Origin of the sequence: Psychromicrobium silvestre (assembly GCF_013408295.1) — a bacterium.
In the GTDB taxonomy this organism is placed as follows: domain Bacteria; phylum Actinomycetota; class Actinomycetes; order Actinomycetales; family Micrococcaceae; genus Renibacterium; species Renibacterium silvestre.
In genome coordinates, this window is sequence record NZ_JACBYQ010000001.1 from 650,071 (window position 1) to 674,166 (window position 24,096).

Annotated in this window: 28 protein-coding genes; 14 read left to right on the plus strand and 14 right to left on the minus strand. The window is 58.9% G+C overall.

Annotated elements, in window-relative coordinates; translation table 11 throughout:
- Position 1: 1 nt before the first annotated feature.
- Positions 2–592, minus strand: coding sequence for a DUF3043 domain-containing protein (locus FHU41_RS03065; RefSeq protein WP_343046233.1), 591 nt, complete (start codon positions 590–592; stop codon positions 2–4).
- 64 nt (positions 593–656) lie between these two features.
- Here FHU41_RS03065 and FHU41_RS03070 point away from each other — a divergent pair, with 64 nt between their 5' ends.
- From FHU41_RS03070 to FHU41_RS03095, 6 genes are all read left to right on the plus strand, one after another.
- Positions 657–2,084 (plus strand): dipeptidase, encoded by a 1,428-nt coding sequence (locus tag FHU41_RS03070; RefSeq protein ID WP_179388166.1) that lies wholly within the window; start codon positions 657–659, stop codon positions 2,082–2,084.
- A gap of 74 nt (positions 2,085–2,158) precedes the next feature.
- Positions 2,159–2,530 (plus strand): HesB/IscA family protein, encoded by a 372-nt coding sequence (locus FHU41_RS03075; RefSeq protein ID WP_179388167.1) that lies wholly within the window; start codon positions 2,159–2,161, stop codon positions 2,528–2,530.
- A gap of 240 nt (positions 2,531–2,770) precedes the next feature.
- Positions 2,771–3,643, plus strand: coding sequence for an aa3-type cytochrome oxidase subunit II (gene ctaC / locus FHU41_RS03080; RefSeq protein WP_179388168.1), 873 nt, complete (start codon positions 2,771–2,773; stop codon positions 3,641–3,643).
- Between the two features lie 12 nt (positions 3,644–3,655).
- Entirely contained in the window at positions 3,656–5,377 is a 1,722-nt protein-coding gene (ctaD, locus tag FHU41_RS03085; RefSeq protein WP_425503233.1) for an aa3-type cytochrome oxidase subunit I, read from the plus strand.
- Positions 5,378–5,779: a cytochrome c oxidase subunit 4 gene (locus FHU41_RS03090; protein WP_179388169.1), complete on the plus strand. Its 402-nt coding sequence runs from the start codon at positions 5,378–5,380 to the stop codon at positions 5,777–5,779. It begins immediately after the preceding gene.
- A 121-nt stretch (positions 5,780–5,900) separates the two neighbouring features.
- Positions 5,901–6,689, plus strand: a complete 789-nt coding sequence (locus FHU41_RS03095; protein ID WP_179388170.1) for a GntR family transcriptional regulator — start codon at positions 5,901–5,903, stop codon at positions 6,687–6,689.
- 188 nt (positions 6,690–6,877) lie between these two features.
- Here the strand turns inward: FHU41_RS03095 and qcrB are convergent, their stop codons facing one another.
- From qcrB to ctaE, 4 genes are all read right to left on the minus strand, one after another.
- Positions 6,878–8,587 (minus strand): cytochrome bc1 complex cytochrome b subunit, encoded by a 1,710-nt coding sequence (gene qcrB / locus FHU41_RS03100; protein ID WP_179388171.1) that lies wholly within the window; start codon positions 8,585–8,587, stop codon positions 6,878–6,880.
- A gap of 2 nt (positions 8,588–8,589) precedes the next feature.
- The gene (gene qcrA, locus FHU41_RS03105) at positions 8,590–9,621 is read right to left on the minus strand and encodes a cytochrome bc1 complex Rieske iron-sulfur subunit (RefSeq protein ID WP_179388172.1); all 1,032 of its coding nucleotides are present in this window, start codon (positions 9,619–9,621) and stop codon (positions 8,590–8,592) included.
- Positions 9,622–9,704: 83 nt separating this feature from the next.
- Positions 9,705–10,493 (minus strand): cytochrome bc1 complex diheme cytochrome c subunit, encoded by a 789-nt coding sequence (gene qcrC, locus FHU41_RS03110; protein ID WP_179388173.1) that lies wholly within the window; start codon positions 10,491–10,493, stop codon positions 9,705–9,707.
- Positions 10,494–10,574: 81 nt separating this feature from the next.
- Positions 10,575–11,213: an aa3-type cytochrome oxidase subunit III gene (gene ctaE / locus FHU41_RS03115; protein ID WP_179388174.1), complete on the minus strand. Its 639-nt coding sequence runs from the start codon at positions 11,211–11,213 to the stop codon at positions 10,575–10,577.
- Positions 11,214–11,367: 154 nt separating this feature from the next.
- Here ctaE and trpD point away from each other — a divergent pair, with 154 nt between their 5' ends.
- Positions 11,368–12,423, plus strand: coding sequence for an anthranilate phosphoribosyltransferase (gene trpD, locus FHU41_RS03120; RefSeq protein WP_179388175.1), 1,056 nt, complete (start codon positions 11,368–11,370; stop codon positions 12,421–12,423).
- 35 nt (positions 12,424–12,458) lie between these two features.
- On the opposite strand, the gene FHU41_RS03125 is transcribed toward trpD, so the two are convergent.
- Together FHU41_RS03125 and FHU41_RS03130 are read right to left on the minus strand one after the other, a co-directional pair.
- Positions 12,459–12,740 (minus strand): Lrp/AsnC ligand binding domain-containing protein, encoded by a 282-nt coding sequence (locus FHU41_RS03125; RefSeq protein WP_179388176.1) that lies wholly within the window; start codon positions 12,738–12,740, stop codon positions 12,459–12,461.
- 18 nt (positions 12,741–12,758) lie between these two features.
- Positions 12,759–13,166, minus strand: coding sequence for a DUF3054 domain-containing protein (locus FHU41_RS03130; RefSeq protein WP_179388177.1), 408 nt, complete (start codon positions 13,164–13,166; stop codon positions 12,759–12,761).
- Between the two features lie 47 nt (positions 13,167–13,213).
- Here FHU41_RS03130 and FHU41_RS03135 point away from each other — a divergent pair, with 47 nt between their 5' ends.
- The gene (locus tag FHU41_RS03135; RefSeq protein ID WP_179388178.1) at positions 13,214–13,960 is read left to right on the plus strand and encodes a 2-phosphosulfolactate phosphatase; all 747 of its coding nucleotides are present in this window, start codon (positions 13,214–13,216) and stop codon (positions 13,958–13,960) included.
- A gap of 6 nt (positions 13,961–13,966) precedes the next feature.
- Here FHU41_RS03135 and FHU41_RS03140 read toward each other — a convergent pair whose 3' ends face one another.
- Both FHU41_RS03140 and FHU41_RS03145 read right to left on the minus strand, forming a co-directional pair.
- Positions 13,967–14,698, minus strand: coding sequence for an anti-sigma factor family protein (locus tag FHU41_RS03140; RefSeq protein ID WP_179388179.1), 732 nt, complete (start codon positions 14,696–14,698; stop codon positions 13,967–13,969).
- Positions 14,695–15,213 (minus strand): sigma-70 family RNA polymerase sigma factor, encoded by a 519-nt coding sequence (locus FHU41_RS03145; RefSeq protein ID WP_179388180.1) that lies wholly within the window; start codon positions 15,211–15,213, stop codon positions 14,695–14,697. Before FHU41_RS03145 ends, FHU41_RS03140 begins: the two co-directional genes overlap by 4 nt.
- A 132-nt stretch (positions 15,214–15,345) precedes the next feature.
- On the opposite strand from FHU41_RS03145, the gene FHU41_RS03150 reads away from it, so the two are divergent.
- From FHU41_RS03150 to FHU41_RS03160, 3 genes are all read left to right on the plus strand, one after another.
- Positions 15,346–15,999, plus strand: coding sequence for a winged helix-turn-helix domain-containing protein (locus tag FHU41_RS03150; RefSeq protein WP_179388181.1), 654 nt, complete (start codon positions 15,346–15,348; stop codon positions 15,997–15,999).
- Complete coding sequence (locus FHU41_RS03155; RefSeq protein ID WP_179388182.1) at positions 15,996–16,709, plus strand: SRPBCC family protein; 714 nt, start codon at positions 15,996–15,998, stop codon at positions 16,707–16,709. Before FHU41_RS03150 ends, FHU41_RS03155 begins: the two co-directional genes overlap by 4 nt.
- A gap of 178 nt (positions 16,710–16,887) precedes the next feature.
- Positions 16,888–17,892: a TIM barrel protein gene (locus FHU41_RS03160; RefSeq protein ID WP_179388183.1), complete on the plus strand. Its 1,005-nt coding sequence runs from the start codon at positions 16,888–16,890 to the stop codon at positions 17,890–17,892.
- Positions 17,893–17,936: 44 nt separating this feature from the next.
- On the opposite strand, the gene FHU41_RS03165 is transcribed toward FHU41_RS03160, so the two are convergent.
- Positions 17,937–18,377 (minus strand): DUF1003 domain-containing protein, encoded by a 441-nt coding sequence (locus FHU41_RS03165; protein WP_179388184.1) that lies wholly within the window; start codon positions 18,375–18,377, stop codon positions 17,937–17,939.
- A gap of 111 nt (positions 18,378–18,488) precedes the next feature.
- On the minus strand, positions 18,489–19,163 hold the full coding sequence (locus tag FHU41_RS03170; RefSeq protein WP_179388185.1) for an NADPH-dependent F420 reductase: 675 nt from the start codon (positions 19,161–19,163) through the stop codon (positions 18,489–18,491).
- Positions 19,164–19,590: 427 nt separating this feature from the next.
- Between FHU41_RS03170 and FHU41_RS03175 the strand changes: the two genes are divergently transcribed.
- Positions 19,591–20,031: a VOC family protein gene (locus FHU41_RS03175; protein ID WP_425503234.1), complete on the plus strand. Its 441-nt coding sequence runs from the start codon at positions 19,591–19,593 to the stop codon at positions 20,029–20,031.
- 48 nt (positions 20,032–20,079) lie between these two features.
- A complete protein-coding gene (locus tag FHU41_RS03180; protein ID WP_179388186.1) occupies positions 20,080–20,508 on the plus strand; it encodes a VOC family protein in 429 nt (142 codons plus the stop codon).
- A gap of 4 nt (positions 20,509–20,512) precedes the next feature.
- Here the strand turns inward: FHU41_RS03180 and FHU41_RS03185 are convergent, their stop codons facing one another.
- Both FHU41_RS03185 and FHU41_RS03190 read right to left on the minus strand, forming a co-directional pair.
- On the minus strand, positions 20,513–21,001 hold the full coding sequence (locus FHU41_RS03185) for a tetratricopeptide repeat protein (RefSeq protein ID WP_218846914.1): 489 nt from the start codon (positions 20,999–21,001) through the stop codon (positions 20,513–20,515).
- Positions 21,002–21,175: 174 nt separating this feature from the next.
- Positions 21,176–22,198: an SDR family oxidoreductase gene (locus FHU41_RS03190; protein WP_179388188.1), complete on the minus strand. Its 1,023-nt coding sequence runs from the start codon at positions 22,196–22,198 to the stop codon at positions 21,176–21,178.
- Between the two features lie 172 nt (positions 22,199–22,370).
- On the opposite strand from FHU41_RS03190, the gene FHU41_RS03195 reads away from it, so the two are divergent.
- Complete coding sequence (locus FHU41_RS03195; RefSeq protein ID WP_179388189.1) at positions 22,371–23,348, plus strand: squalene cyclase; 978 nt, start codon at positions 22,371–22,373, stop codon at positions 23,346–23,348.
- A gap of 10 nt (positions 23,349–23,358) precedes the next feature.
- Here FHU41_RS03195 and FHU41_RS03200 read toward each other — a convergent pair whose 3' ends face one another.
- Complete coding sequence (locus tag FHU41_RS03200; RefSeq protein WP_179388190.1) at positions 23,359–23,976, minus strand: VOC family protein; 618 nt, start codon at positions 23,974–23,976, stop codon at positions 23,359–23,361.
- Positions 23,977–24,096 lie beyond the last annotated feature (120 nt).

Sequence of the window (24,096 nt, forward strand, 5' to 3'; positions counted from 1 at the left end):
CTTAGCCCAGTTTCTCACCGCGCTTGACCTGGGGCTTAGGCAGTCGCAGCCGACGGAATTGAAGCGAGCGCATCGTCCCATACCAAACCACACCGGCCTCGGCCGAGCCGAATTTGGCGATCAGCTGCTTCTTCAAGCGCCGACCGAGCAGGATCGAATCGACCACCACGGCGAGCACCAGAACCCAGAACACGATGAAGGTCCAAGACACTACGGTGGCGTCCGGGAAGAACAGGCTGAGTACCACAATGGCCAGCGCGATAAACATCACGAACTCGCCGATGCTGGTGCGGACGTCAATAAAATCACGGGCAAAACGCTTCTGCGGGCCCTTATCGCGCAAGGGGAGGTAGCGCTCATCGCCGGTATCTAGGGCAGCCCGGGTCTTTAGCTGAGCCTCGCGGCGAGCATCCCGGTCAGCAACTTTCGCCGCTGAACGGTCGTTAGGGACCAGCGGACGCTTGCGCGCGGCTTCCTGCTCCTTGCGGCTAGGCGTCGGAACACCCTTGCCAACGCGAGGGGCATCGTCCTCGGCTGATACAGCCGTGGATTCCGCAGCATTCTGGGTTGCTTCTTTGTTTCTTCCAAACACACTCCTAGGATACCCGCAATAGTGCTCCTTGGACTCACGGAGGGCTGCAGGTAAGGTTCGAAATATGACCAGCACCCCATTTTCTGACCACCTCAGTGCAGCCCAAGGCGTCGAACCGGATGGCGACACCATCGAAGCGCTCCGAACAGCCGTTCACACAGATTTCCCGCAGACCGTGGAGCAATTGATCGAATTGGCGAAAATTCCGGGCATTGCCTGGGCTGCTTTCGACCCTCAGCAGCTCGACCGTAGCGCTGAGGCGGTGGCTGAATTGATCAACCAGCTGGGACTCGACGACATTCAAATCCTGCGGCTGAACAAGTCCGATGGCACTCCCGGTGGTCCTGCTGTGGTGGCTCGCAAGATCGCGGCACCCGGTAACCCCACCATTCTGCTTTACGCGCACCACGATGTGCAGCCGCCGGGGGAGGAAGCCTTATGGAATTCCTCCCCGTTTATCCCGGTAGAAAAGGACGGCAGACTATGGGGGCGCGGTGTTGCCGACGATAAGGCGGGCGTAATGGCACATATCGCTTCGCTGCGCGCGGTGGCAAAGGTCCTTGGTGATGACTTTGGCCTTGGCGTCACCTTGTTCATCGAGGGAGAAGAAGAAGCCGGTTCGCCGACTTTCCATGACTTCCTCAACACCTATCAGGATCTGCTCCGTGCCGATGTGATTGTGGTGGCCGACTCCGGAAACTGGAAAGTTGGCGTACCGGCTCTGACCACCAGCCTGCGTGGATTGGTCGATGGCAGCATCGAGGTAAGGGTACTGGAGCATGCTGTGCACTCCGGGATGTTCGGCGGCCCCGTACTGGACGCTCCCACCCAGTTGGCGAGGCTGATCTCAACTTTCCATCACGACGACGGCTCGGTCGCCATCGAGGGTCTGCATATCGCCGAAGAACCGAGTATTGACTACCCCGAAGCGGATTTCCGTGCGGACGCTTCGTTATTGGACGGCCTCGCCTTGGCCGGTAGCGGCAGCATCTCCGGTCGGCTCTGGTCCAAACCGGCGCTGTCCATTATTGGTATCGACGCCCCCGCCGTAGCGGTGAGCTCGAATACCATCCAGCCCAGTGCCACCGCCAAATTCAGTCTCCGACTAGCTCCCGGCCAGGACCCTTCCGCGGCGATGGACGCCGTCGCCCGCCATATCGAAAAGCACAGTCCGAAGACTGCCCAGGTAGTCTTCACGCCGGGGGAGCAGGGCAATGCCTTTGCCACCGATACCTCGGCTTCCGCCGCCCAAGCCATGCTCTGGGCGCTCGGCACCTCCTGGGGCGTAACACCGGTGGAATCCGGAATGGGCGGGTCCATTCCGTTCATTGCGGACCTCACCGAGCTCTTCCCAGCCGCGCAGATCCTGATCACCGGCGTCGAGGATCCGGATTCCCGGGCGCATAGCGCCAATGAATCGCTACACCTGGCCGAATTTGAAAAAGCAGTGCTTGCCGAGGCACTGCTACTTAGCACTCTGAACCTTAAGTGACATTGAACCGATGCTGAACTGAAGCCGAGGGGAACAACCGGGCGGATCGGGCGGTTGGAGGTATTATGGACACTATGACGACCACAACTGAGACTTCCACTGAGACCGCCGAGCTGCCCACTCATGCGGTGGCGTTGAGCGAGGTTGCCGCTGGCAAGGTACGGAGCCTGCTCGAGCAAGAGGGCCGCACCGACCTTCGGCTGCGGGTCGCCGTTCAGCCCGGTGGCTGTTCCGGCCTGATCTACCAGCTTTATTTCGACGAGCGGATGCTCGATGGGGACGCGGTCCGCGACTTCGACGGTGTCGAGGTAGTTGTGGACAAGATGAGCGTGCCTTATCTGGAAGGTGCCAGCATCGACTTCGAGGACACCATTTCGAAGCAGGGCTTCACCATTGACAATCCGAATGCGGGGGGTTCCTGTGCTTGCGGGGACTCGTTCCACTAAAGCGGCAAAAAACCTTCTCGAAAGGCCCGGTTCAGCCGGGCCTTTCGGCTGTCTAAGAGGGTTCATCAAGCGTTCAGCCGCCGCGCCAGACACAGTGTGCGCAAAAAGTTCCCGAGCGCGGTAAGCTCTAAGGGAATGCTCTCTACACGCAGTAGTAGAACACAAGTTTGACACGTAAATGTGCAGAAAAAGCGACCGCGGGGTCAGTTCTGCGATCAGCTACAAAAGGAAGGGCCGTCTGTGAGTTCGCAGCATCGAACCGGCAGCCGACGCGCTAAAGTCCTCGCTGTTTCAGCAGTGGGAGTTGCCAGCGCACTGGTTTTGTCGGCATGTACCCCGGAGGCGAAAAACGGCTGGTTGCCGACCACCGCCGGGGTCACGAACCATACCGGTAGCATCATCACTCTGTGGGTGAACTCTTGGATCGCCGCCCTCGCTGTTGGCGTGATCACTTGGGGCCTGATTATTTGGTGCATCATCGCCTATCGCCGTCGTAAGGGCACCACGGGTTACCCGAAGCAGATTTCCTATAATCTGCCGTTGGAAATTTTCTACTTAACCATTCCGCTGTTCATGGTTCTGGTGTTCTTCTACTTCACCGATCAGGATCAGCAGAAGCTCGACGCTCGGGTGGATAGCCCAGGGGTCAGCATCGACGTCCGCGGTAAGCAGTGGGCCTGGGACTTCAACTACCTGGCCGGAAATGACGTCAAAGAAGCCGTCTACGAAGGCGGGGTGCAGGCACACCTGAACGGTAGTGATATCGACAAGGACAAGCTGCCTACCCTCTATTTACCGATCAATCAGACCGTCGAGTTGCAGTTGAACTCACGCGACGTGATCCACTCTTTCTGGGTCCCGGCCTTCTTGCAGAAGCGTGACATGATCCCGGGCAAGACCAATTACATCGATTTCACGCCCACCCAATTGGGCACCTTTGACGGCAAGTGCGCCGAACTCTGCGGTGAGTACCACTCTGAGATGCTTTTCCGCGTCAAGGTGGTTACCGAAGAAGAGTTCCAGCAGCATCTGCAGGATCTGAAAACCGCGGGTTACACGGGAGCACTCGGCAACGAGTACGACCGTAATCCCGACCTGAACGAGAAGAAATAGGGGTCCGGACAGGTGACTACGACCTACGATCACCCAGTGATCGAGCAATCGAGCAGTGAAGAACGCGTTGTGCCGGTTTCCAAGGGGCGCGTTGTCGTCAATTGGATCACTTCGACCGACCACAAGACGATCGGTTACATGTATCTGATCGCTTCCTTCATCTTCTTCTGCTTTGGCGGCGTGATGGCGCTGCTGATTCGCGCCGAGCTCTTTGAGCCCGGGATGCAGATCCTGCAGACCAAGGAGCAGTACAACCAGCTCTTCACGATGCACGGCACCGTGATGCTGTTGATGTTTGCCACCCCGCTGTTCGCAGGCTTCACCAATGTGATCATGCCCTTGCAGATCGGCGCTCCCGATGTGGCCTTCCCGCGGTTGAACGCGCTGGCCTTCTGGTTCTTCCTGTTCGGTAGCAGCATCGCGGTCTCTGGCTTTGTCACTCCTCAGGGCGCGGCATCCTTCGGTTGGTTCGCCTACGCACCATTATCGAATACCACCTTCACCCCGGGTATCGGTGGTGATCTCTGGGTCTTTGGCTTAGCGCTCTCCGGTTTCGGTACCATTCTGGGCGCGGTCAACTTCATCACCACAATCATCTGTATGCGTGCCCCGGGCATGACCATGTGGCGGATGCCGATCTTCACCTGGAACGCTCTGGTTACCTCGATCCTGGTCCTGATGGCCTTCCCCCCGCTGGCAGCTGCATTGTTCGCCCTGGGTGCCGACAGACGATTCGGAGCACATATCTTCGATCCGGAGAACGGCGGTGCCATCCTCTGGCAGCACTTGTTCTGGTTCTTCGGTCACCCCGAGGTTTACATCATCGCCCTACCGTTCTTTGGCATCGTCTCCGAAATTTTCCCGGTCTTTAGCCGGAAACCGATCTTCGGCTATAAGGGCCTGGTCTATGCCACCATTGGCATCGCCGCTCTCTCGGTGACTGTTTGGGCGCACCATATGTACGTCACCGGCTCGGTACTCTTGCCCTTCTTCTCCTTTATGACGATGCTGATCGCGGTGCCTACCGGCGTGAAGTTCTTCAACTGGATTGGCACCATGTGGCGTGGCTCGCTTACCTTCGAGACACCCATGCTTTGGAGCCTAGGCTTCCTGGTCACCTTCCTCTTCGGTGGTCTGACCGGCATCATCCTTTCCTCACCGCCCTTGGACTTCCACGTCTCGGATACTTATTTCGTGGTGGCTCACTTCCACTACGTGGTCTTCGGCACCGTGGTGTTCGCAATGTTCGCCGGGTTCTACTTCTGGTGGCCTAAGTGGACCGGGAAGATGCTCAACGAGCGGCTCGGCAAGATCCACTTCTGGATGCTCTTCCTGGGCTTCCACGGCACCTTCCTGATCCAGCACTGGCTCGGTGTGCTCGGTATGCCCCGACGTTATGCTGACTACCTGCCCGAGGACGGCTTCACCTGGATGAACCAGTTCTCCACGATTTCCTCCTTCGTGCTGGGCGCCTCGCTGATCCCGTTCTTCTGGAACGTCTACATCACCTGGCGCTCCAAGAAGAAGGTAGAGGTCGATGACCCTTGGGGCTTCGGCGCCTCCTTGGAATGGGCAACTTCCTGCCCGCCACCACGGCATAACTTCACCTCCATCCCGCGGATACGTTCGGAACGTCCCGCCTTGGATCTGCACCATCCGGAGCTTTCCCAGGCCTACACTCCGAGCAATCCGGCAGCGGCCGTCTTCGGCCCGGCAGACCAGAAGGACGCATAGATGAAACTCGAATCTCGACTCTTCGGAATTGGTTCTTTCTTCTTTGTTCCGGTTGCTGTGGTTTATGGATTCCTGACCGACTGGAAAGAGTGGGTCGGCATCCTCGGCATCCTGCTGGTGGGCGGCCTGGCCGGCATGATCGGCTTCTACCTGGGGTTCACCGGACGCCGGGTTGGCATGCGCCCCGAGGACCGCACCGACGGAGAAATCCATGAGGGTGCTGGTGAGCAAGGGCATTTCAGCCCCTGGAGCTGGTGGCCGCTCATCCTTGGTGCCTCCTGCGCCACCGCATTCCTCGGCTTGGCCGTGGGCTGGTGGATCGTCTTTATCGCTGCAGGCATGGCCGTGGTTGGCCTGGTCGGCTGGGTGTTTGAGTACAGCCGTGGAGATCACGCGCACTAATTTCAGTACGACGGCGGGTTGCGACTTCGGTGCGCAGCCCGCCGTCGTCGTTTAAGCGGCCGGTAGGGAATGGACGCATAAGATTGGCTTTGGTAGCGGAGGTCGGCAGAGAGGAAGAGGTATGTCCGAATCGATCGATAAGCTGAGCGGGAAGATCGACCGATCCGCCAGGACTCCCATCTATCTTCAGCTCGCCGCGATTCTGCGAGATTATGTCGCCGCCCGGCCGCAGCAAAGCAGCCCGATTCCCTCCGAGCGGGAAATTGCCGGGCACTTCGGTTTGGCCAGGATGACGGTCAGACAGGCTATTGACACCCTGGTCTCGGCCGAGGTTCTAGACCGCGTGGTCGGCCTAGGTACGTTTGTGCACCGGCCCAAGGTCGATCTTCAGGTTAAACTCACTTCGTACTCCGAGGAAATGCAGCGACGCGGGATGGTTCCCGATGCCAAGGTGCTCGATTTTGAGCTGGTTCCGGCAGGAGCAAGCATTGCCCGAGAGCTGCAATTGCATGAAGGTCAGCTGGTTGTCCGGTTCAGACGCCTGCTACTGGCCGATGGCGAGCCTATGAGCGTTGATGAGAACTTTATCCCGGGTTACCGGGTTCCCGGGATCACCGATGACCCGCCGCCCACCTCCCTGTACAACGTACTGGGGGAGCGGTACGGCCTGGTGATGGAATGGGGCGAGGATATGATCGAAGCCGCTGCGGCGGCTCCTGCTGTTGCTCGTCAGCTCAAGGTTGAAAACGGCGCTCCGCTACTCAAGATCCAGCGCCACGCTTTTGTCTCCGGCATTGTGGTGGACTATTCGGTCTCTTATTACCGAGCCGACCGTTACAAGCTCTGGGTGCCCCTGCAGCGCCCCGGAGCCAGAACCTCAAGACCCTACGCCGCCAACCGCCGTCGCTAACCCACTTTTCCCAGCCACATTTCCTTCCCAGCTATCCCATCCGGTGTTACGGAAGTTACCGATGTGGCGAAAAAACTGCCACTCCAGTAACTCTGGCAACATCCAGTGGGACAACTGGGTTCAAGATTGTGGGGGAGGGCGCAAAAGAGGGGGCCGGTTTTGAACCGGCCCCCTCTTTTTGTTTGAAACTAGTGTGTCAGCGACTTATCGCCGGCTGCTTCCAAAGCCTCATGATCAGCATGATCCTCGTGAGCTGCGTGCTCCAGTGCGGCGCGGTGCTCACTCGGAGTCACCGGAGCCACTCGATCCTCGAAGAAGAAGCGGGAGAACTTAGCGCGCCGCTTTTCCTTGCGCACCACGATGCCCTTCTTATTAGGCTCACCGGGCAGTACCTGCTTGGAATCGAAGCTCACCAGCCGGTACATCTTGTACTGGTCCAGCTGAGCGTGCTTCTCCTTGTACTCACCATGCGGCAACCGGATGATCCGGCCGGTCTCGCGACCGTGCAAGACGATCTCACGATCCTTACGCTGCAGCGCCAGGGCAATCCGCTTGGTTACCTGGAAGGCAATGATCGGGCCGATGAAGAACAGGGTACGTAACCAGTAGGTCACGTCGTTGAGCGAGACGTGGAAATGCGTGGCGATCAAGTCAGAACTAGCAGCCGCCCACATTACGCAGTAGAAGGTAAAGCCAGCCATACCGATCGCGGTCCGAGTCGGAGCATTCCGCGGACGATCCAGAACGTGATGTTCCCGGTCATCCTTGGTGATCCAACGCTCGATCCAGGGGTAGGTAAAGAGCACGGTGAACACGATTCCCGCCGGAACCAGAGCCGGCAGCAACACATTCAAGGTTAAGGTGTTGGTACCCCAGGGGAATGGAATATGCCATTCAAAGGGGAAGTCCCAGAGCCAACCGGGCATCAGACGCAGCGCACCATCCACCCAACCGATGTACCAGTCAGGCTGGGTACCGGCGGAAACCGGAGACGGGTCGTAAGGACCGTAGTTCCAGATCGGGTTGATCGTGAAGAACGCCGCCATCAGAGCAACAATGCCGAAGACGATGAAGAAGAAGCCACCGGCCTTGGCTGCATATACCGGTCCCAAGGGATAGCCGACGACGTTGCCGTCGTTACGTCCGGGGCCCGGGTACTGGGTGTGCTTATGTACCACGACCATAAAGAGGTGGATCACGATCATCAGCAAGATGATCGCCGGGATCAGCAGGATGTGCAGCACATAAAGCCTGCCGATAATCGCTGAGCCCGGGAACTCGCCGCCGAAGAGGAAGAACGAAATGTAGGAGCCAACGATGGGAATCGACTTGATCACGCCATCAATGATTCGCAAACCGTTTCCGGACAGCAGATCATCAGGCAACGAATAGCCGGTGAACCCGGCCGCCATCGAGAGGATCACCAGGGTTCCGCCGACGATCCAGTTCAACTCGCGAGGCTTGCGGAAAGCTCCCGTGAAGAACACGCGCAACATATGCACGGCTACCGAAGCAACGAAAAGCAACGCCGCCCAGTGGTGTACCTGGCGAATGAACAAGCCACCTCGAATATCGAAGGAGATGTTCAGCGAGGAGTTGTACGCCACCGACATGTCCAGACCCTTCATCGGGACATACGAGCCCTGATAATGAGTCTCCGCCATCGAGGCGTCAAAGAAGAAGGTCAGGAAGGTGCCCGAAAGCAAAAGGATGATGAAGGAGTAAAGCGCCACTTCACCGAACATGAAGGTCCAGTGATCAGGGAAGACCTTGCGGCCAAATTCCTTGAGGATTCCGGAGCCACCGACGCGCTGATCGACGAAATCGGTGATCCGACCGGCTTTAGTGGACGGTGTGAAGGTCGGCTCATTCACCTTGCTGCTTGTTGCAGTGCTCATTCTTAGCCACGCTCCCAGTAGCTCGGTCCGACAGGTTCGTGGAAGTCGCTCTGCGCCACCAGGTAACCTTCAGAATCAATCGTGATCGGCAATTGCGGCAACGGCCGGTTGGCCGGGCCGAAGATGACCTTGCACTCCTGGGTCAGATCAAATGTCGACTGATGGCAAGGGCAGAGCAAGTGATGCGTCTGCTGCTCGTAGAGTGCTACCGGGCAACCCACGTGGGTGCAGATCTTGGAATAGGCGACAATGCCATTGTAGCCCCAGTTCTCGCGTCCCGCCGAGGGATGCAGCTCATCCGGATTCAAGCGCATCAGCAAGACGACGGCCTTAGCCTTCTCGTTCAGCTTGCCTTCTTCGAGCTCGTTCAAACCATCCGGAATGACGTGGAACGCCGAGCCGATGGTTACATCCGAAGCCTTGATGGGAGTTCCGGTCGGGTCCTTGACCAGCCGAGTTCCCTCTTTCCACATGGTGTGCCGAAGGTCGTTGACATCCGGGGTCAAGTCCAGATCCCGGAACATCACAATGGCAGGCAGGGGAGCGAGAGCAATAGCACCGATTAGCGTATTGCGAATCAGCGGACGTCGCTTGATCCCGCTCTCTTCGGCGATGGTGTCGACGATCTCCATCGCGTCACGCCGGTCGGCTTCGGTCCGCAACTCGTGGCGTTCCTCGGTGACCTCGTGATCGGGCATCAGGGACTTAGCCCAGTGCACGATGCCGGTACCGATGCCGAGCATGGCGAACGCCGTGCCCAGGCCAAGAAGCATATTCTGCAGTCGCAGCGCACCGATGGACTGATCCAGGTGAACGCCAAAGTAGGCGAAGAAGAAAAGCAGCGTGCCCAGCACCGAAATGAGGAAGAGCACCACCACTTGACGCTCGGCTCGCTTAGCAGCGCGAGGATTGGTATCTGCTAGCCGGGGGCGGTGAGGCGGAAGTCCAGGATCTTCGAACTTCTCCACTACCGTCTGACCAGCCTTAGCTTCGACCTCCGAACCTGTCGGTTTGTCGTCACTACGGTCGCCCATTGTCCCTGACCCTTCTGTACGTCCCGTTGTCTGGGAAATCTTGTTAATTCAGTCTCAATACGCCCGATGAATCGGGCAAAAATCTAGGAAGTTCGTGAAGTTAGCCAGATGGTGAAGGCGATAACCAGACCCAAGCCGGCGATCCACACGAACAATCCTTCGGACACCGGGCCAAGCGCACCCAGGTCGTTACCGCCGGGCGAACCATTGGCTTCGATGGTCTCCAAGAAAGTGATGATATTGCGCTTCTGCTCAGGAGTGATGTTGGCATCGTTGAATACCGGCATGTTCTGCGGGCCGGTGATCATGGCCTCGTAGATGTGCTGCGCGGAAACTCCAGCGAGCGAAGGTGCAAACTTGCCCTGGGTCAAGGCGCCACCGGCAGCGGCAGCGTTATGGCACATGGCGCAGTTGACCCGGAAGAGCTCGCCGCCCTCAGCGGCATCGCCCTTACCGTCCAGGAGCTCGGAGGCAGGAACCGAGGGTCCTGCACCAAGGCTGGCAACATAGGCAGCGAGCTGCTTGGTCTGCTCATCATTGAACTGTGCGGGCTTCTGCTCAGCCTGCGGGCCCTGAGCTTGCAGCGGCATCCTTCCGGTGCCTACCTGAAAGTCAACAGCTGCCGCACCAACGCCGACCAGCGATGGTCCGCTAGCGGATCCGCTAGCTCCCATGCCGTGACAGGTGGCGCAGTTAGCGATAAACAGCTTCTGGCCCTCTGTGACGTCATCCGCGCTATAGGTGGTGGTGTCCGCCTTGGCTTGGTTGACCGTCGTCGCAAGGGTGTAAAGACCGCCGGTGAGCAGCAACCCCATGAGCAGCAATGCCAGGACGGCGAGGGGGTGCCGTCGTTTCTGTGAAAGTGCCTTCACCGGTTACTTCCTTTACTTCTTGTACTACTTATCTTGACGGCCACGGTGAGCCGGGGTTCAAATACTGCTGAAAAGTTCTGCTTACTTGAGCACATAGATGACCAGGAACAAGCCGATCCAAACCACATCGACGAAGTGCCAGTAGTAGGAGGTCACGATGGCACTGGTTGCCTCGAAGTGACCAAACTTCTTAGCCGCAAAGGCGCGGCCGATGATGAAGAGGAAGGCGATCAAGCCACCGAGCACGTGCAAGCCGTGGAAACCGGTGGTCATGTAGAAGGCCGAGCCATAGGCATTTGCGGACAGCGTGACATGCTCGCTGACCAGCATGGCGTATTCCGTCGACTGACCGGCAACGAAGAGGCCGCCCAGGATGAAGGTCAGGAAGAACCACTCCACCATGCCCCAGCGGGCGAAGCCGAACAGTCCACCGGTACGGCGGGCTTGCAACCTCTCCGCGGCGAAAACACCCATCTGGCAGCTGAATGAGCTGGAAACCAGAACAATGGTGTTCACCAAGGCGAAGGGGAAGTTCAGCTTTGCCGCTTCCTCGGCCCAGAGGGACCCCGAGGTTGAGCGGAGAGTGAAATACATGGCAAAGAGCCCGGCAAAGAACATCAGCTCGCTAGAGAGCCAGACGACGGTTCCCACGGAAACCATATTGGGTCGGTTCAGCGTGGGGTGTGCCGGGGCGCTGGGGGTTTGGGTCACAGACGTCACATAGACATTATGTCTATAAAACCGCTCAGTGCCCAATGCAAAATGCCCATCCGAGCATCTTTTTCTACAAACGTGCGAATTCTCGCGGAAGTTCCGTATTCACAGGATCGGGTCACATTGGCCCGGCAGGCTCCCGGCTGGATAGCATCATAGGGTGAGTGCCCCTTCCACGCCGCCCGCTGCTAGCTGGCCGCTGCTGTTAAACGAACTGATCGTCGGCCATGATTTGAGCACCGAGCAGACCGCTTGGGCAATGAATAACATCATGGTGGGCGGGGCGAGTGATGCACAGATTGCGGGCTTCCTGGTGGCGCTGAGAGCTAAGGGGGAGACCGTCTCTGAGCTATCCGGTCTAGCTCAGGCCATGCTGGATAACGCGAAGCCACTGAGTTTATCGGGTGAGGCACTAGATATTGTCGGCACCGGCGGGGACCGGATGAACACCGTCAATATCTCCACCATGGCAGCACTGGTTTGCGCCGGCGCCGGAGTTCGGGTGGTTAAGCACGGCAATCGGGCCTCTTCCTCGGCGGCTGGATCTGCGGACGTCTTAGAAGCCCTCGGGGTGAGACTCGATCTTTCCATTGATGCCGTCGCCCGGGCAGCGGAAGAGGTTGGTATCACCTTCTGTTTTGCACAGGTTTTCCATCCCTCTTTCCGTTACACCTCGGTGCCGCGCCGGGAAATGGCTATCCCCACCGCGCTCAACTTCCTGGGACCGCTGACTAACCCGGCCCGGGTGCGCGCCTCCGCCGTCGGAGTGGCTGATGCCCGGATGGCGCCCTTGATTGCAGGAGTTTTGGCGGCTCACGGCAGCCGTGGCTTGGTTTTCCGTGGTGAGGACGGGCTGGATGAGCTAACCACCACTGGCGGGTCAACGCTCTGGGAGATCCGCGACGGACAGGTTCATGAGGAGCGCTTCGATCCAGCCGAGATCGGCATCCCGCGCGCCACTCTGGCTGATCTACGCGGTCAGGATGCGCAATACAACGCCGAGGTAGCTCGCCGAACTTTAGCGGGGGAGCGAGGTCCGGTACGGGACGCCGTCGCCCTCAATGCTGCCGCCGGGCTGCTTGCCTTCGATCAAAATGCAGCGGGAAGTTTGACGGAAAGGTTGGCTACTGCCTTGGCTCGGGCAGAGCAAGCTATCGACGACGGCGCAGCAGCGGATGCGCTATCCCGCTGGGTAAGATTCAGCTCGGCTCAGTAGCGCAAGCTGGAAGCTGAAATCAGGCAGGCCGAAGCTCAGTGTTCGAAGCCGAGCGAGAAAGCCGCATCCAAATCATGCTTGGAATAGGCTCGGAAAGAAATATGGGTTGTGGTGGCTTGCACTCCCTCAACCTTGGAGAGCTGGTCCGCAATCACGTCGGCAAGGGCTTCGTGCTGCTGAACTCGCGCTATTGCGATCAGGTCCCATTCACCGGTCACTGAGTAGACCTCGCTGATCCCTTCGATCTCGGAGATCTCCTGGGCAGCCTCGGGGATCCGGTCCACGCTGGTCTTGATCAGAACAAATGCGGTAATCACCCTCTCAGCGTATCGCAATCAAGCCTTCCGGCGGCGAAGCAGGTAGCCCGCAATTGCTCGATGACCGAGCAGGAACAAGCCCAGCACCACGGTGGCGACCAGCACGAAGCTCAACTCCGCGGTCTTGCCGGTGGAGACCCGGAGCAGCATGCCTGCTACTACGGTGATCAGCCAGAGGCAGATACCGTGTGGCCAAAGCCTTAGCGGGGCGCGCCATACCCTGCCCGCCAGCCAGCCCAGAGCCGCACCGGCCAAGAACGGCCAGGCAGTCTGCAATACGCCGAGCACCGGATCGCCCTCTTGATGGCTGGCCCGTCCGATGGCTGCGAAAACGAGAATCAAGACCGCATCCGCCAGCAGCGCGTAAAGCACAGCGCCTGCACCGGGGCGGACCGTGACAGACTTATTAACAGTTTCCGCATCCATACTCGCAGGCTAGCAGGGCTAGGCAGGCGCTGGCGAAAGGAGAATCCTTGATCGACTTTGGGTGGGGTCTTAGTGGGGCGCTGGCTCAGTGTCCGCCTGGAAGCGTCGCCGTGGTTCACGACATCTTGAGCTTCTCCACCACCGTGAACGTGGCCCTTGGGCGAGGCATAGAGATACTGCCATATCGTTTCGATCCTTCAAATCCGACCGATGCCGCACGCTACGCGGAAGCCAACAATGCCGCCATCGCTGGTACTCGCTGGCAACGCGGAGGCTTAACGCTCTCTCCCGCCTCGATCGCTCAAGCTCTTGGACCATTGCCGGAACGCCTGGTGCTGCCCTCACCCAATGGTGCAACCATTAGCGCCGCATTAGCGGAACAGGGCGTCACCGTGCTGGCCGGCTCCTTGCGCAGCACCACGGCAACCGCACGCTATCTCAGTAGGCTGACATCAGCCCGGGTCATCAGCGTGGCGGCCGGAGAACATTGGCCAGATGGCTCGCTACGTCCGGCTATAGAGGATTTACTAGGTGCGGCGGCACTGATCCACAGCCTCTCCCAACTTTCCGAATCGACGTCAAGGCAGGCATCACTCTCGGACCAGGCTCGGCTGGCACTAGCATGCTATCGGGAGGTCCAGGGTGAACTCGGAGAAGTTGTTGAGCATTCGGAAAGTGCGCAGGAGTTGATTCAGCGGGATTTCGCCGAAGACGTCCGCCTGGCTTGCCAGTTCGACACGAACGAAGTCGTTGCGCTCTACCACCCGGAAACCTCAAGTTTCCGAGCCGCCTAGCCGTGCTCAGAGCACCGCCCGAACCACTACCTTTCCGGAGTTTGTCCAACGCACTTCAATCTGAGCTATCTGGCCGATCGGCGTGAGCACGGTTGCTACTGGGGAGACCACGGAATCTTCCTGCGCATCCCAGCTTGCCGCCACCGTTTCTTTACCTTGCTTGTCAATCACCACCAGCTCAAACGGTTTGGGACCCTCATAGCCGGAGGACTGTGGGGTGCCCTGATAGCTACATTTCCATTCAATTTGGGTTCCCCAGGCGACGCTCAGAGCCTGGCCGGTTACGGCGACGGAGTTAGCATCGACATTGGAGAAGGATAGCGGGACTCCGGCTGCCTGTGCTTGCGATGTCTCGGTGTGGGGGATCAGAGCCGCGGTAATTCCTGCCGCTGAAGCAGCCACTGCGGCGGCGACGGCTGCGGCTGCGAAGCGTCGTCGGATCTTACTGCGTCTGGCCTGGTGAGCGAGCTTCGGTAGCGCAACGGCGGGCTTCTGCGGTGCTCTAGCGGTCTCGGGGAGGTTACTCACCCCCAGTTCAGTCACTGTGCTTTCCGGCAACGTGGACAGCAGCCCGGGCAAGCCTGCAAGCTCGGCGACGGCGACGGCGCAGCGCGGGCAGTCCTCCAGATGTTTTTCAAATTCATGCCGCTCTGCACTCGACAGCGAACCTAGGACGTAGGCGGCGTCCCAGTCAGCGTAACGATCAGGCGTCCGGCCGGATGGATCGGTGTGGCTCATTGCGTCACCCCCCTTTCCTGCAAGGCAAGTTTCATGGCTCGCAAGGCATAGTGCATTCTCGATTTAACGGTGCCTTCCGGGATGCCCAGCAGCGTTGAGATCTCGCGCACCGAAAGCGAACGGTAATAGCCGTGCAAAAGCACTTCACGATGCTCTGCGGACAGCATGGCCAGGGCATCGGAGACCAACCAGGAATCCAGCACTCGGTCGGTGGCATCGGCTTGCTGTTGCTCGGGAGGCTGATCGGTACCGATTTCGTGCCGACGGCGGGCGCTGCGCCAATCATCGACAACTAGATTGCGGGCTACTGTGAAAAGCCAGGCGCGGACTGCCGGTTCCGGACGCTCCAGCACGGCCGGTCGCTGCCAGGCCCTGAAAAGGGTTTCCTGGGTCACGTCCTCGGCATGGCCTCGGTCACCGGTGAGGCGGGCAACGAATCGGCTCAGTTCCGCGGCATGAGCCTCGTGCAAGGCGCGCAAAAGCTCCTCCTGCGCGTCCGGACTGTGCGAATTCATCTTCCCTCCAATCTTGGAAACGGTGCAGTGATCCAGAAAGTTCACCTTGACAGCAGGAGCAGCGGAAACCAAGCCTTACCGACACAGAAATAGTTCTTGACAAATAATATTGTCGGTGACAGTATGGTGGGCATGGAAGAACTCGCAGTCATCGACGATCCGGCAGTGGCCGAGGTATCCCTGGATCCCATCCGCTCCGCGTTGCTGGCCGAGCTTCGCCAGCCGGCCTCAGCCACCATGTTGGCTAACCGACTCGGATTGCCCCGCCAGAAGGTGAACTATCACCTCAAAACCCTGGAACAGCACGGCTTGGTGGAACTCATCGAAGAGCGGCGTAAGGGTAATGTCAACGAACGCATCTTGCGCGCTACCGCACTGAGTTTCGTGATCTCTCCGGAAGCCCTCTCCGGAGTGCAGCCCGACCCGAGAGACTCTCCGGATCGTTTTTCCGCCCGCTGGTTGATCGCCGTCGCCGCCGCTTTGATTCACGACGTCGGTGCGCTGCTGAAGGGAGCGGAAGCGGCTGGGCAGAAGCTCGCTACCTTCGCACTGGACGGGGAAATCCGTTTTGCCAGTGCCGCCAGCAGGGCTGCATTTGTCGAGGAGCTCAGCCAACAGATCGCCACCCTGGCGCTCAAGTACCACGATGCGGAAAGCGTGGGTGGGCGCAAGCACCGGATTGTCGTCGCCCTGCATCCAAGTTTGAAAGCCAGTCCCACCGTAAGTTCAAAAACCATATCGTCTGCCACAACAGCAACGTTGAGAGAAGAGGAAGAAACCCCATGAGCAGGACCTTTGAGATCGTCACCGAAAATGCCATTGATGGCACCCCTGAGCAGGTTTGGGATGCCGTAACCACCGGAAATTCAGGCTGGCTCTGGCCGATGGAAGTTGAGCCGAAGCTCGGCGGTCAAGGCCCCTACGGCAGCGTTGTTACCGCTTGGGAACCGCCGAAGCACTTTGCAAATCACATGGAGGCGGAAGGCGGCTTCTACAACACCCTCGATTACCAGATCGAGGAACGCGCCGATGGGAAGACCTGGCTTCGCTATCTGCACGCCGGAATCTTCCTGCAGGATATGGACGATCCCACCTGGGCCAATCAGTACGACGGCGTCCGGAAACACACCGATTTCTACCAGCACACCTTGGGTCAGTACGTGCACTACTTTGCCGGTCAGCAGGCTGCCTATGCAGACGTGCAGGGCCCGGAGGCTTCTGGGGTGGCCGACGCATTCCAGACGCTACAAAAGGCAATCGGTGCCGATGCGGCACAGGAAGGGGACACGGTGCGGTTCGCGGTCCCCGGAGTGGGGGAGGTCAGCGGCGTGCTGGATTACTCCACCGAGAATTTTGCTGGCGTCCGAACCGAGCAGGCGCTGTACCGCTTCTTCGGCCGTAACGCCTTTGGTGCGGTAGTCGGAATGACCGTTCATGAATTTGGCAATGAAGCCCGGGAATCCGCTTGGCAGGATTGGCTGAACGGGCTGTACTAAACCCAGTAAGGCTGCTCGGTGAAGGTCCGCTCGTCCGCTCTGCCGGGGGAGCGGACCTTCACTTATCCGACAGCCAAGCCGTCCAAGCGAGATTGGGAGCAGTAGGTCATTGACACCGGACTTCTGCATGGATAGCGTCATAAGTGAGATGAAATAAATCCTAAGTTTGGGAGCAATCGTGCCACGTCCAATTACCCTTTTCACCGGCCAGTGGGCCGATCTGCCCTTTGAAGAAGTGGCTCGCCGGGCGGGAGAGTGGGGATTCGACGGTTTGGAGATCGCCTCCTGGGGTGATCACTTGGACGTCTGGAAGGCAGTTGAAGACGACGCCTATCTACAGAGCAGGCTAGACATACTGGAGAAAAATAATCTCAAGGTCTACGCAATTTCCAACCACCTCAATGGCCAGGCCGTATGCGACGACCCGATCGACGAACGACACCAAGGGATTGTGTCAGCACGAGTCTGGGGTGACGGCGAGCCGGAGGGTGTGCGGCAACGCGCGGCAGAAGAAATGAAAATGACCGCTCGGGCGGCCGCCCGGTTAGGAGTGAAGACCGTCACCGGATTCACCGGTTCCGCGATCTGGAAGACGGTGGCCATGTTCCCCCCGGTACCGGATTCAATGATCGAACGTGGCTACCAGGATTTTGCCGACCGCTGGAATCCGATTATTGATGTTTTTGACGAGCTGGGAGTGCGGTTTGCGCTCGAGGTGCACCCCTCAGAAATCGCCTTTGATTACTGGACCACTAAGGCGACTCTGGATGCCATCGATAATCGGCCGGGGTTTGGACTCAATTTCGACCCCTCGCACTTTATCTGGCAAGACCTTGACCCGATGACCTTCCTGCACGATTTCCAGGATCGGATTTACCACGTTCATGTCAAGGAATCGACCAAGCAGCTTAACGGTCGGAATGGCCGAATGGGGTCCCTTTTACCTTGGGGTGACCCCCGCCGAGGCTGGGACTTCGTGACCGCCGGGCACGGCGACGTGCCTTGGGACAAGGTGTTCCGGATGCTGAACTCCATCGGCTATGCGGGCCCAACCAGTATTGAATGGGAAGACGCCGGAATGGACCGGCTAATAGGAGCACCGGAAGCCCTTGCCCTGGTAAAGCAACTGGCCACCATCACGCCGAGCACCGCCGCCTTCGATGCGGCCTTCTCGACCAAATAGTCAGGACGTCCTCTGGGTGGATCAACCGATACGGGCACGTCGGCTTAGTTCTGCTCTCGGGAGCTTTGCGTCTCGGTACCCTTCTCATCGCTAAGTCCCTGCAATTCGCGGAGGATCTCCAATTGTTGACGATTGATCGTCATTAACAGTTCGATTTGGTTCTCGGACTTTACGTTGGTGTCGTAGTCGTGCTGAGCCATCAGCCCGGCAATGGAGTCCTGCCGTTTGGCCGCAATAAGCAAAATTGCTCCCTGAAGACCCGCCAACATGGATAGGAAGAGATTGAGGAGGATGTACGGGTACGGATCCCAGGCTCGGGACGCCAGGGCGATCGTGTTAATCGCCGCCCAGATAACCATGAAGGCAATGAAACCTCCGACGAACGGCCAACTTCCCATCCCGTTGCGCATCAGGTCCGCGGCGCGCTGACCGCGAGTGAGTGAATCCTTGTGCTTGCTATGCCAAGTCTGCGGTTCGTCAGTCATGACTCAGCTTAGCGGCCTGCTGCTTAGGCACAACCTTGGACTTAGCGATCCGGCTCGTGGGTGATTCCAGGAGCCGGATCGCCAGCCAAAACCTAGCCTCGCCGCAGCACCTCAGCGCACAATCTTGAAGTTGAATTCCGCGGTTCCCAAAGTTCCCCAGAGCCGCAACCACACGGGCAGCAGCATCTCAAGGCCACGGGCGCCGAGTAAATCTCCCAGGTCGATCACATCTCGATGACCAAACTGATCCAGTAAGTCGGCCACGATACCCTTGGCTTCGGCATCGTTGCCCGCAATGAAGGTGGAGTGATCGCCGTCGGCTAGCTGTCGCGGGTTGACCATCAGGGGAGCGGACATGGTGTTCAGCGCCTTGACCACTCGTGTTTCGGGAAAGACTCGCTGAATCGTCTCCGCAAGCGAATCGGTGTCCTTGACGAAAAGCGAGGGCGGCAATCCCGCAGAGAAATCGAGCGGATTAGAGATATCCAGGAGAACCTTCCCCGCAAGATGCTCGGCTCCCGCCAAGTTAAGGGCTTCCAGAGCGACCGAGCCGCTAACAGCGTTGACAATCAGCTCAGCCCCCTCGGCGGCCTCGGCATAGCTCAATAAACTGACGCCTGACTGGCCGGACAGCCAGTCAATGATGCTGGCGCCGCCGGATTCCTCGGTCCGTGCCCTCGTTGCTGCCACATCGCGGGTGCCCCAGTTAATCTCGTGACCAAGTTCGGCAAGCCGGGCGGCCAGCGCTCGGCCCACCATTCCGGTACCTAAAACAGCGATTTTCATCAGGTCCTCATTTCCCTAACTTCTCAAGCCGATTGACTTCGTGTTCAGGCTTTAGTGTGACATAAGCTCTCGGTCACCTAAGCCGATCTGAGCGAACCTTCTTTGAAGGCTTAAGGCGAGGTACGACGTCGAGCAAACTGTCCAGTGGTACCGGCACCTTAGTCAGCTCAAGAGCTTCGACCATGACTTGCGCGTAGTGGGCCTTGCGCCCACTGCTGGTGCCCATAAAACGTCTCAGTTGCGCCGATTCCGGACGCTCGCGCTACGCGGGCTGATTTAGGAAAGTCAGCCCGGAGTTCAGATTCGCACAGTCCTTCCACCAGGAGCACGGTATCCAACCTCAGGGTGGCAGACCTCCGGCGGGCGTCCCGCACCGCTTAGTGACAGCGAGGAGCCAGTAGGCATAGGATTCGGAGCACCGACGAGAATGGAGAAAGCCTTGGATTGGACCTTAGAAGTTGTGGTGTTGCCGGTAAGCGATCTGGAGCGTGCCAAGGCCTTTTACCGAGATCAGGTGGGATTCACCCTGGATCACGACACGGAAAACGAGCATATGCATGTGATTCAGCTGACCCCTCCCGGCTCCGGCTGTTCCATTGTGATCGGCACATTGCCATCCCAGAACGAGATGAAACCTGGATCGATGCGCGGCCTGCAACTGGTGGTGGCCGATGCTGAAGCGGCTCGGAACGAACTGATTTCTCGGGGTGTCGAGGCGAGTGAATTAATGGTCTTTGGGCCGGAGGACGGCGGTACCTTTTTCGGTTTCGCAGACCCGGATGGCAATACCTGGGCTGTGCAACAGCTCAAGATCAGGGCGGAGAAACCTCTTATTCCGCTCGAGGCTCGGGGTCGTTTCGGAGCCTGAAATGATTCCGGTGGAGCTAATCAATTAAGCACAAACAAAGGAGCGTCCATGACGGACCCCAGGGAATCAGCTGAGCACCCCGCACCGCTCGGCTGGACTAAAGGAATTTCTGCCATCACGCTTTTTGTGGAGGAATTGCCCGCCGCTAAGACCTTTTATCAAGAGGTTTTCGGTCTTGCCGTGTATTTCGAGGACGAGGTCTCGGCCGTCTTCAATTTCGATGGCACCCTCATAAACCTACTCAGTACTAGCGCAGCGCCCGAGCTGATTAATCCAGCTCAGGTGGCCAGCCAGGCTGCTGGTTCACGTGCTCAGCTGACCCTCGACGTCGAGGACGTCAACGCCACCTGCGCCGAACTTGCCCGCCGCGGCGTTGAGCTGCTCAACGGTCCAATGAACCGACCCTGGGGTATTCGCACGGCAAGTTTCAAGGATCCCGGCGGCCACATCTGGGAGGTTGCAGGTCCGAACAGCTAGATTCCTATTCTGACTCTTCCAGAAGTGCTTGAGCGTAGCGCTCAGTGGAACGGTTATAGCGCGGAAGATAGCCAGAAAGTGCTTCGATTGCCACCGAAAGCCCCTCGCGTTCGCGGCCTAGATCGGCCAGCGCAAGCGCCAGGAAGGTCTTGACCGCGCCCTCTAGATGGTCATGAGGGTTTTTGAGTTCTTCGGTGAGTAACTCCACGGCCTTTTCGGGCTGTCCTAGGTTCCGGATCGAGCTGGCCATTTGGATAACGGCGCGACGGCGGCGCTCACCAGAAAGGCCGTGCTCCAGGGCCGCCTGGTATAGCGGAACTGCGAGATCTGGATATCCGGTGGAATCACGGGCCGCCCCGCGTTCGAAGAGACGAAGTGGGTCGTCGGCCGCTAATTCCTCGGTGACAGCGTCGATGGCGGCAACGAAATCCTGCCTTTCGAGTACATCGATATCTGCCCAAACCTCGCCGAGCTTTCGCTCCAATGCAGCCATCTGGGCCATCTCCCACTCCATTCCGATCTTTGCTTGCGCAGCTAGTTATGAAGCCGCGCTTCACCCCAGTCAGATTACCCGTTACACAGTCCTGAACCAGTTACTGCTGGCCGCCCGCATGCGGAAGACCGGTACGCCGTCGTCGTTCTCTGAATCCCGGCTATTCGCCGGTCCTCAGACCACTTTCCACTGGATCAGGCTCTCTCCGGTGGCCAGCACGGTTTCGGCGGCGGGGCGTGGCTTCCAGCCCAGCAGGCGGAAAGCTTTTTCCGTACTGTGCCGATTGCGCCGCCCCAGTCCCGGCATGATGGGCCGCAACGAGCGATCAAGGAAGGTAGCGGTAAATCGAACGAGGAAGTCCGGCAGATTCCGGGTTGGTACCTTAGCCGCAGCCGTACCAAGCCCCGAGCGTAGCGTCTGGGCGATATCTCGCATCCAAAGGAACTCACCGGTCGCCAAGAACCGCTGCCCCGCAGCGTCCGGCGAGACCATAGCGCGGAGGTGAATATCGGCCAGATCCCGGACATCGACCACCTCCAGTCCGATCCGAGGCGTACCAGGCATGCCGCCACGAAGCATTCGGGCGATAATCTCCACCGAGCCGATCGTGGAGGCGCTCAGCACGGGACCAAAAACCGCTCCGGGAAGAATCGTGGTCAAGGTGGTGCGCCCGCTCTGATTCGCCATAAAGTCCCAGGCAGCCTTCTCGGCGATGGTCTTGGATTTCCGGTAGGGGATTAGCTTCGGATCCTCCGGGTTGGTCCACAGGGTTTCGTCGGTGACGCTTTCGTCCGCATAGGAGGATGGGCTGGACGCATTTGCTGCCGAGGTCATCACCACCCGCTTCACTCCTGCCTCGGTGGCTGCGCGCAATACTCTCAGGGCGCCGTCGCGAGCAGGAACGATCAGATCCTCGGCGTTCGTCACTCCTTCACCGCCCAGGGGAGAGGCGACATGTAGAACGTAGTCGATGCCCTTAACCGCCTCGTCCCAACCCTCGTCCGAGGTCAGGTCGGCGATCGCAAAGCTCAGCTGAACTGGTGGTTCCAGTGCCTGCGGGAGCGCTGCTCGAACCGCATCCTGCTTGGCTTGGCTCCGCACCGTGGTTCGAACTCGGTAACCACGCTCCAAAAGCGTGGCGATACACCAGCTCGCCACATAACCTGTGCCCCCGGTAACCAATACCGTCTCAGTCATAGTAATCCTCCGCGTTCTCTCCGAGATGGCCTCTCCGAGATCCAGAATATATTAAACGGAAGTGTTTTTCCGTTTTTACCGCACTGCCCGTAAGGATGATCGTTCCAACCCATCTTCAATAGCCAGAACGCGGGTCTCGCGGGTGGATAGTAGCCGTGGTAGTCTGCCGATAATGACCCTCAATCCTGCTCTACTCGGCTGGTTGCTTGACGCGGACCCGGCACTGCGTTGGCAAGTTGAACGCGATTTGGCGGGGGCGCCCGCCACGGTGTGGAACGCAAGCCGAGCACGGATTGCCAAGGAGGGTTTTGGCGCGCAGTTACTCGCCTTGCAAGATCCCGATGGTCAGTGGGCAGGCGGTGCATTCTTCCCAAAAGACTTCGATTTTCAGGGCCCGGAAGCCGCTGAGGGCGCAGGGCAGCCCTGGACTGCCACCACCTGGTCGCTCAACACATTGCGCGACTGGGGCCTTGAGTCAGAGGCCCTAGCCGGCACTGCGGAGCTACTCGCCGCAAACAGTCGCTGGGAATACGATAATTTGCCTTACTGGGGCGGCGAGGTGGATTGCTGCATAAACGCCTACACCCTCGCTAATGGTGCCTGGCTCGGCGCCGAGGTGTCCGGGATCGCGCGGTGGTTTCTCGACCATCAGCTTTCCGACGGCGGCTGGAACTGTGAATGGGTCGAAGGCGCCACCCGCTCGTCCTTTCATTCCACACTCAACTCATTAAAGGGTCTGTTGTACTACGAGAAGCACGGGGCCGGCACTGAGGTCCATCGTGCAACCCGTCGAGCCGGCGAGGAGTACCTGCTACAACGACGTTTGCTCTACACCCTTTCGACAGGGGAGCTCGTAGCACCCTGGGCAACACGATTCGCCTACCCGTTCCGTTGGCTCTACAGCGCTCTGAATGCCGCCGATTACTTCCGTGCGGCGGCGCTGCACGACGATTTGGCTCCCGATCCGCGGCTAGCCCCAGCAATCTCGGTGATTCGCGCCGCCCGCAGGCCGGACGGCAGTTGGTTACAAGAACGTCGTCATCCCGGACGAGTCTGGTTCGAAGTAGATGCGCCGCCCGGGGAGCCCTCTAAATGGATCACCTTCTACGGCAGCCGTGTTCTCGATTGGTGGGACGCCGCGATGTCATGAGGTTCCATCGCTATCCGATCGGAGCCGAGGCACTCCAGTTGAAACCATCGGGATCGGTGAAGGCCCCGCCGTCCCGAGTAATGAGCAATCGATGCGAGCCGGTGCCCTCCGGGGAGACTCCGGCGTCCTTAGCGAGGGCACGGCGAGCATAGAGTGCAAGTTTGATAGGGCTGGAGGGAAGCTCGAACTCGATGTACTTGCCGAAGCTCCTGCTCACGGTAAAGCCCTGTTCAACGTAGAACCGCTTACTGGCAGCGACATCTGCTGCCCCCAGCAGCAGTACGACCTGGTCCACCTGCAGACTGGCCGGACCACTATCCTTCTTGGCCGACGTCGCGACCTTCCAAATCGTTCCGTCCGGCGCCTGGACAACACCACCGAAACCCCATAATGACTTCGCCACCGGCTTCAGCGTTGTTGCCCCAGCCGCCACCGCGGCATCAACCAGCCCGCTCACGGTAGAGGGTTGTGACACCACGAGTGACAGCGTGAAGCCGCGAAACCCGGCGGTTTCAGCTTCGGTGGGCTGAACCCGCACGAGCGAACCTAAGCCAAAAGAATTGGCATAAAAATCTTCGGCTGCGAGGGGATCGGCCGCTTCGATGGTGATTGATTCGATGGAAGTCATGTTATTCATGCTAGTCGGAGCCAACCCCGGATACTTCTTGAATCCTGCTCAATATGTTGAACTTGCCTCTACTTCCAATCTATAGCGCACAGGGGGCCTTGCGGCAAGGCCCGGGGCATG

Coding starts and splice junctions, on each gene's coding strand:
- FHU41_RS03140 (WP_179388179.1), bottom strand. CDS start 14,698: ATGAGCCACACCGATCCATCCGGCCGGACGCCTGATCGTTACGCTGAC.
- FHU41_RS03145 (WP_179388180.1), bottom strand. CDS start 15,213: ATGAATTCGCACAGTCCGGACGCGCAGGAGGAGCTTTTGCGCGCCTTG.
- FHU41_RS03185 (WP_218846914.1), bottom strand. CDS start 21,001: ATGGCTGCATTGGAGCGAAAGCTCGGCGAGGTTTGGGCAGATATCGAT.
- qcrB (WP_179388171.1), bottom strand. CDS start 8,587: ATGAGCACTGCAACAAGCAGCAAGGTGAATGAGCCGACCTTCACACCG.
- FHU41_RS03165 (WP_179388184.1), bottom strand. CDS start 18,377: ATGACTGACGAACCGCAGACTTGGCATAGCAAGCACAAGGATTCACTC.
- FHU41_RS03175 (WP_425503234.1), top strand. CDS start 19,591: ATGGAGAAAGCCTTGGATTGGACCTTAGAAGTTGTGGTGTTGCCGGTA.
- FHU41_RS03150 (WP_179388181.1), top strand. CDS start 15,346: ATGGAAGAACTCGCAGTCATCGACGATCCGGCAGTGGCCGAGGTATCC.
- FHU41_RS03155 (WP_179388182.1), top strand. CDS start 15,996: ATGAGCAGGACCTTTGAGATCGTCACCGAAAATGCCATTGATGGCACC.
- FHU41_RS03095 (WP_179388170.1), top strand. CDS start 5,901: ATGTCCGAATCGATCGATAAGCTGAGCGGGAAGATCGACCGATCCGCC.
- FHU41_RS03075 (WP_179388167.1), top strand. CDS start 2,159: ATGACGACCACAACTGAGACTTCCACTGAGACCGCCGAGCTGCCCACT.
- FHU41_RS03090 (WP_179388169.1), top strand. CDS start 5,378: ATGAAACTCGAATCTCGACTCTTCGGAATTGGTTCTTTCTTCTTTGTT.
- qcrA (WP_179388172.1), bottom strand. CDS start 9,621: ATGGGCGACCGTAGTGACGACAAACCGACAGGTTCGGAGGTCGAAGCT.
- FHU41_RS03200 (WP_179388190.1), bottom strand. CDS start 23,976: ATGACTTCCATCGAATCAATCACCATCGAAGCGGCCGATCCCCTCGCA.
- FHU41_RS03170 (WP_179388185.1), bottom strand. CDS start 19,163: ATGAAAATCGCTGTTTTAGGTACCGGAATGGTGGGCCGAGCGCTGGCC.
- FHU41_RS03190 (WP_179388188.1), bottom strand. CDS start 22,198: ATGACTGAGACGGTATTGGTTACCGGGGGCACAGGTTATGTGGCGAGC.
- FHU41_RS03180 (WP_179388186.1), top strand. CDS start 20,080: ATGACGGACCCCAGGGAATCAGCTGAGCACCCCGCACCGCTCGGCTGG.
- FHU41_RS03130 (WP_179388177.1), bottom strand. CDS start 13,166: ATGGATGCGGAAACTGTTAATAAGTCTGTCACGGTCCGCCCCGGTGCA.
- FHU41_RS03070 (WP_179388166.1), top strand. CDS start 657: ATGACCAGCACCCCATTTTCTGACCACCTCAGTGCAGCCCAAGGCGTC.
- FHU41_RS03195 (WP_179388189.1), top strand. CDS start 22,371: ATGACCCTCAATCCTGCTCTACTCGGCTGGTTGCTTGACGCGGACCCG.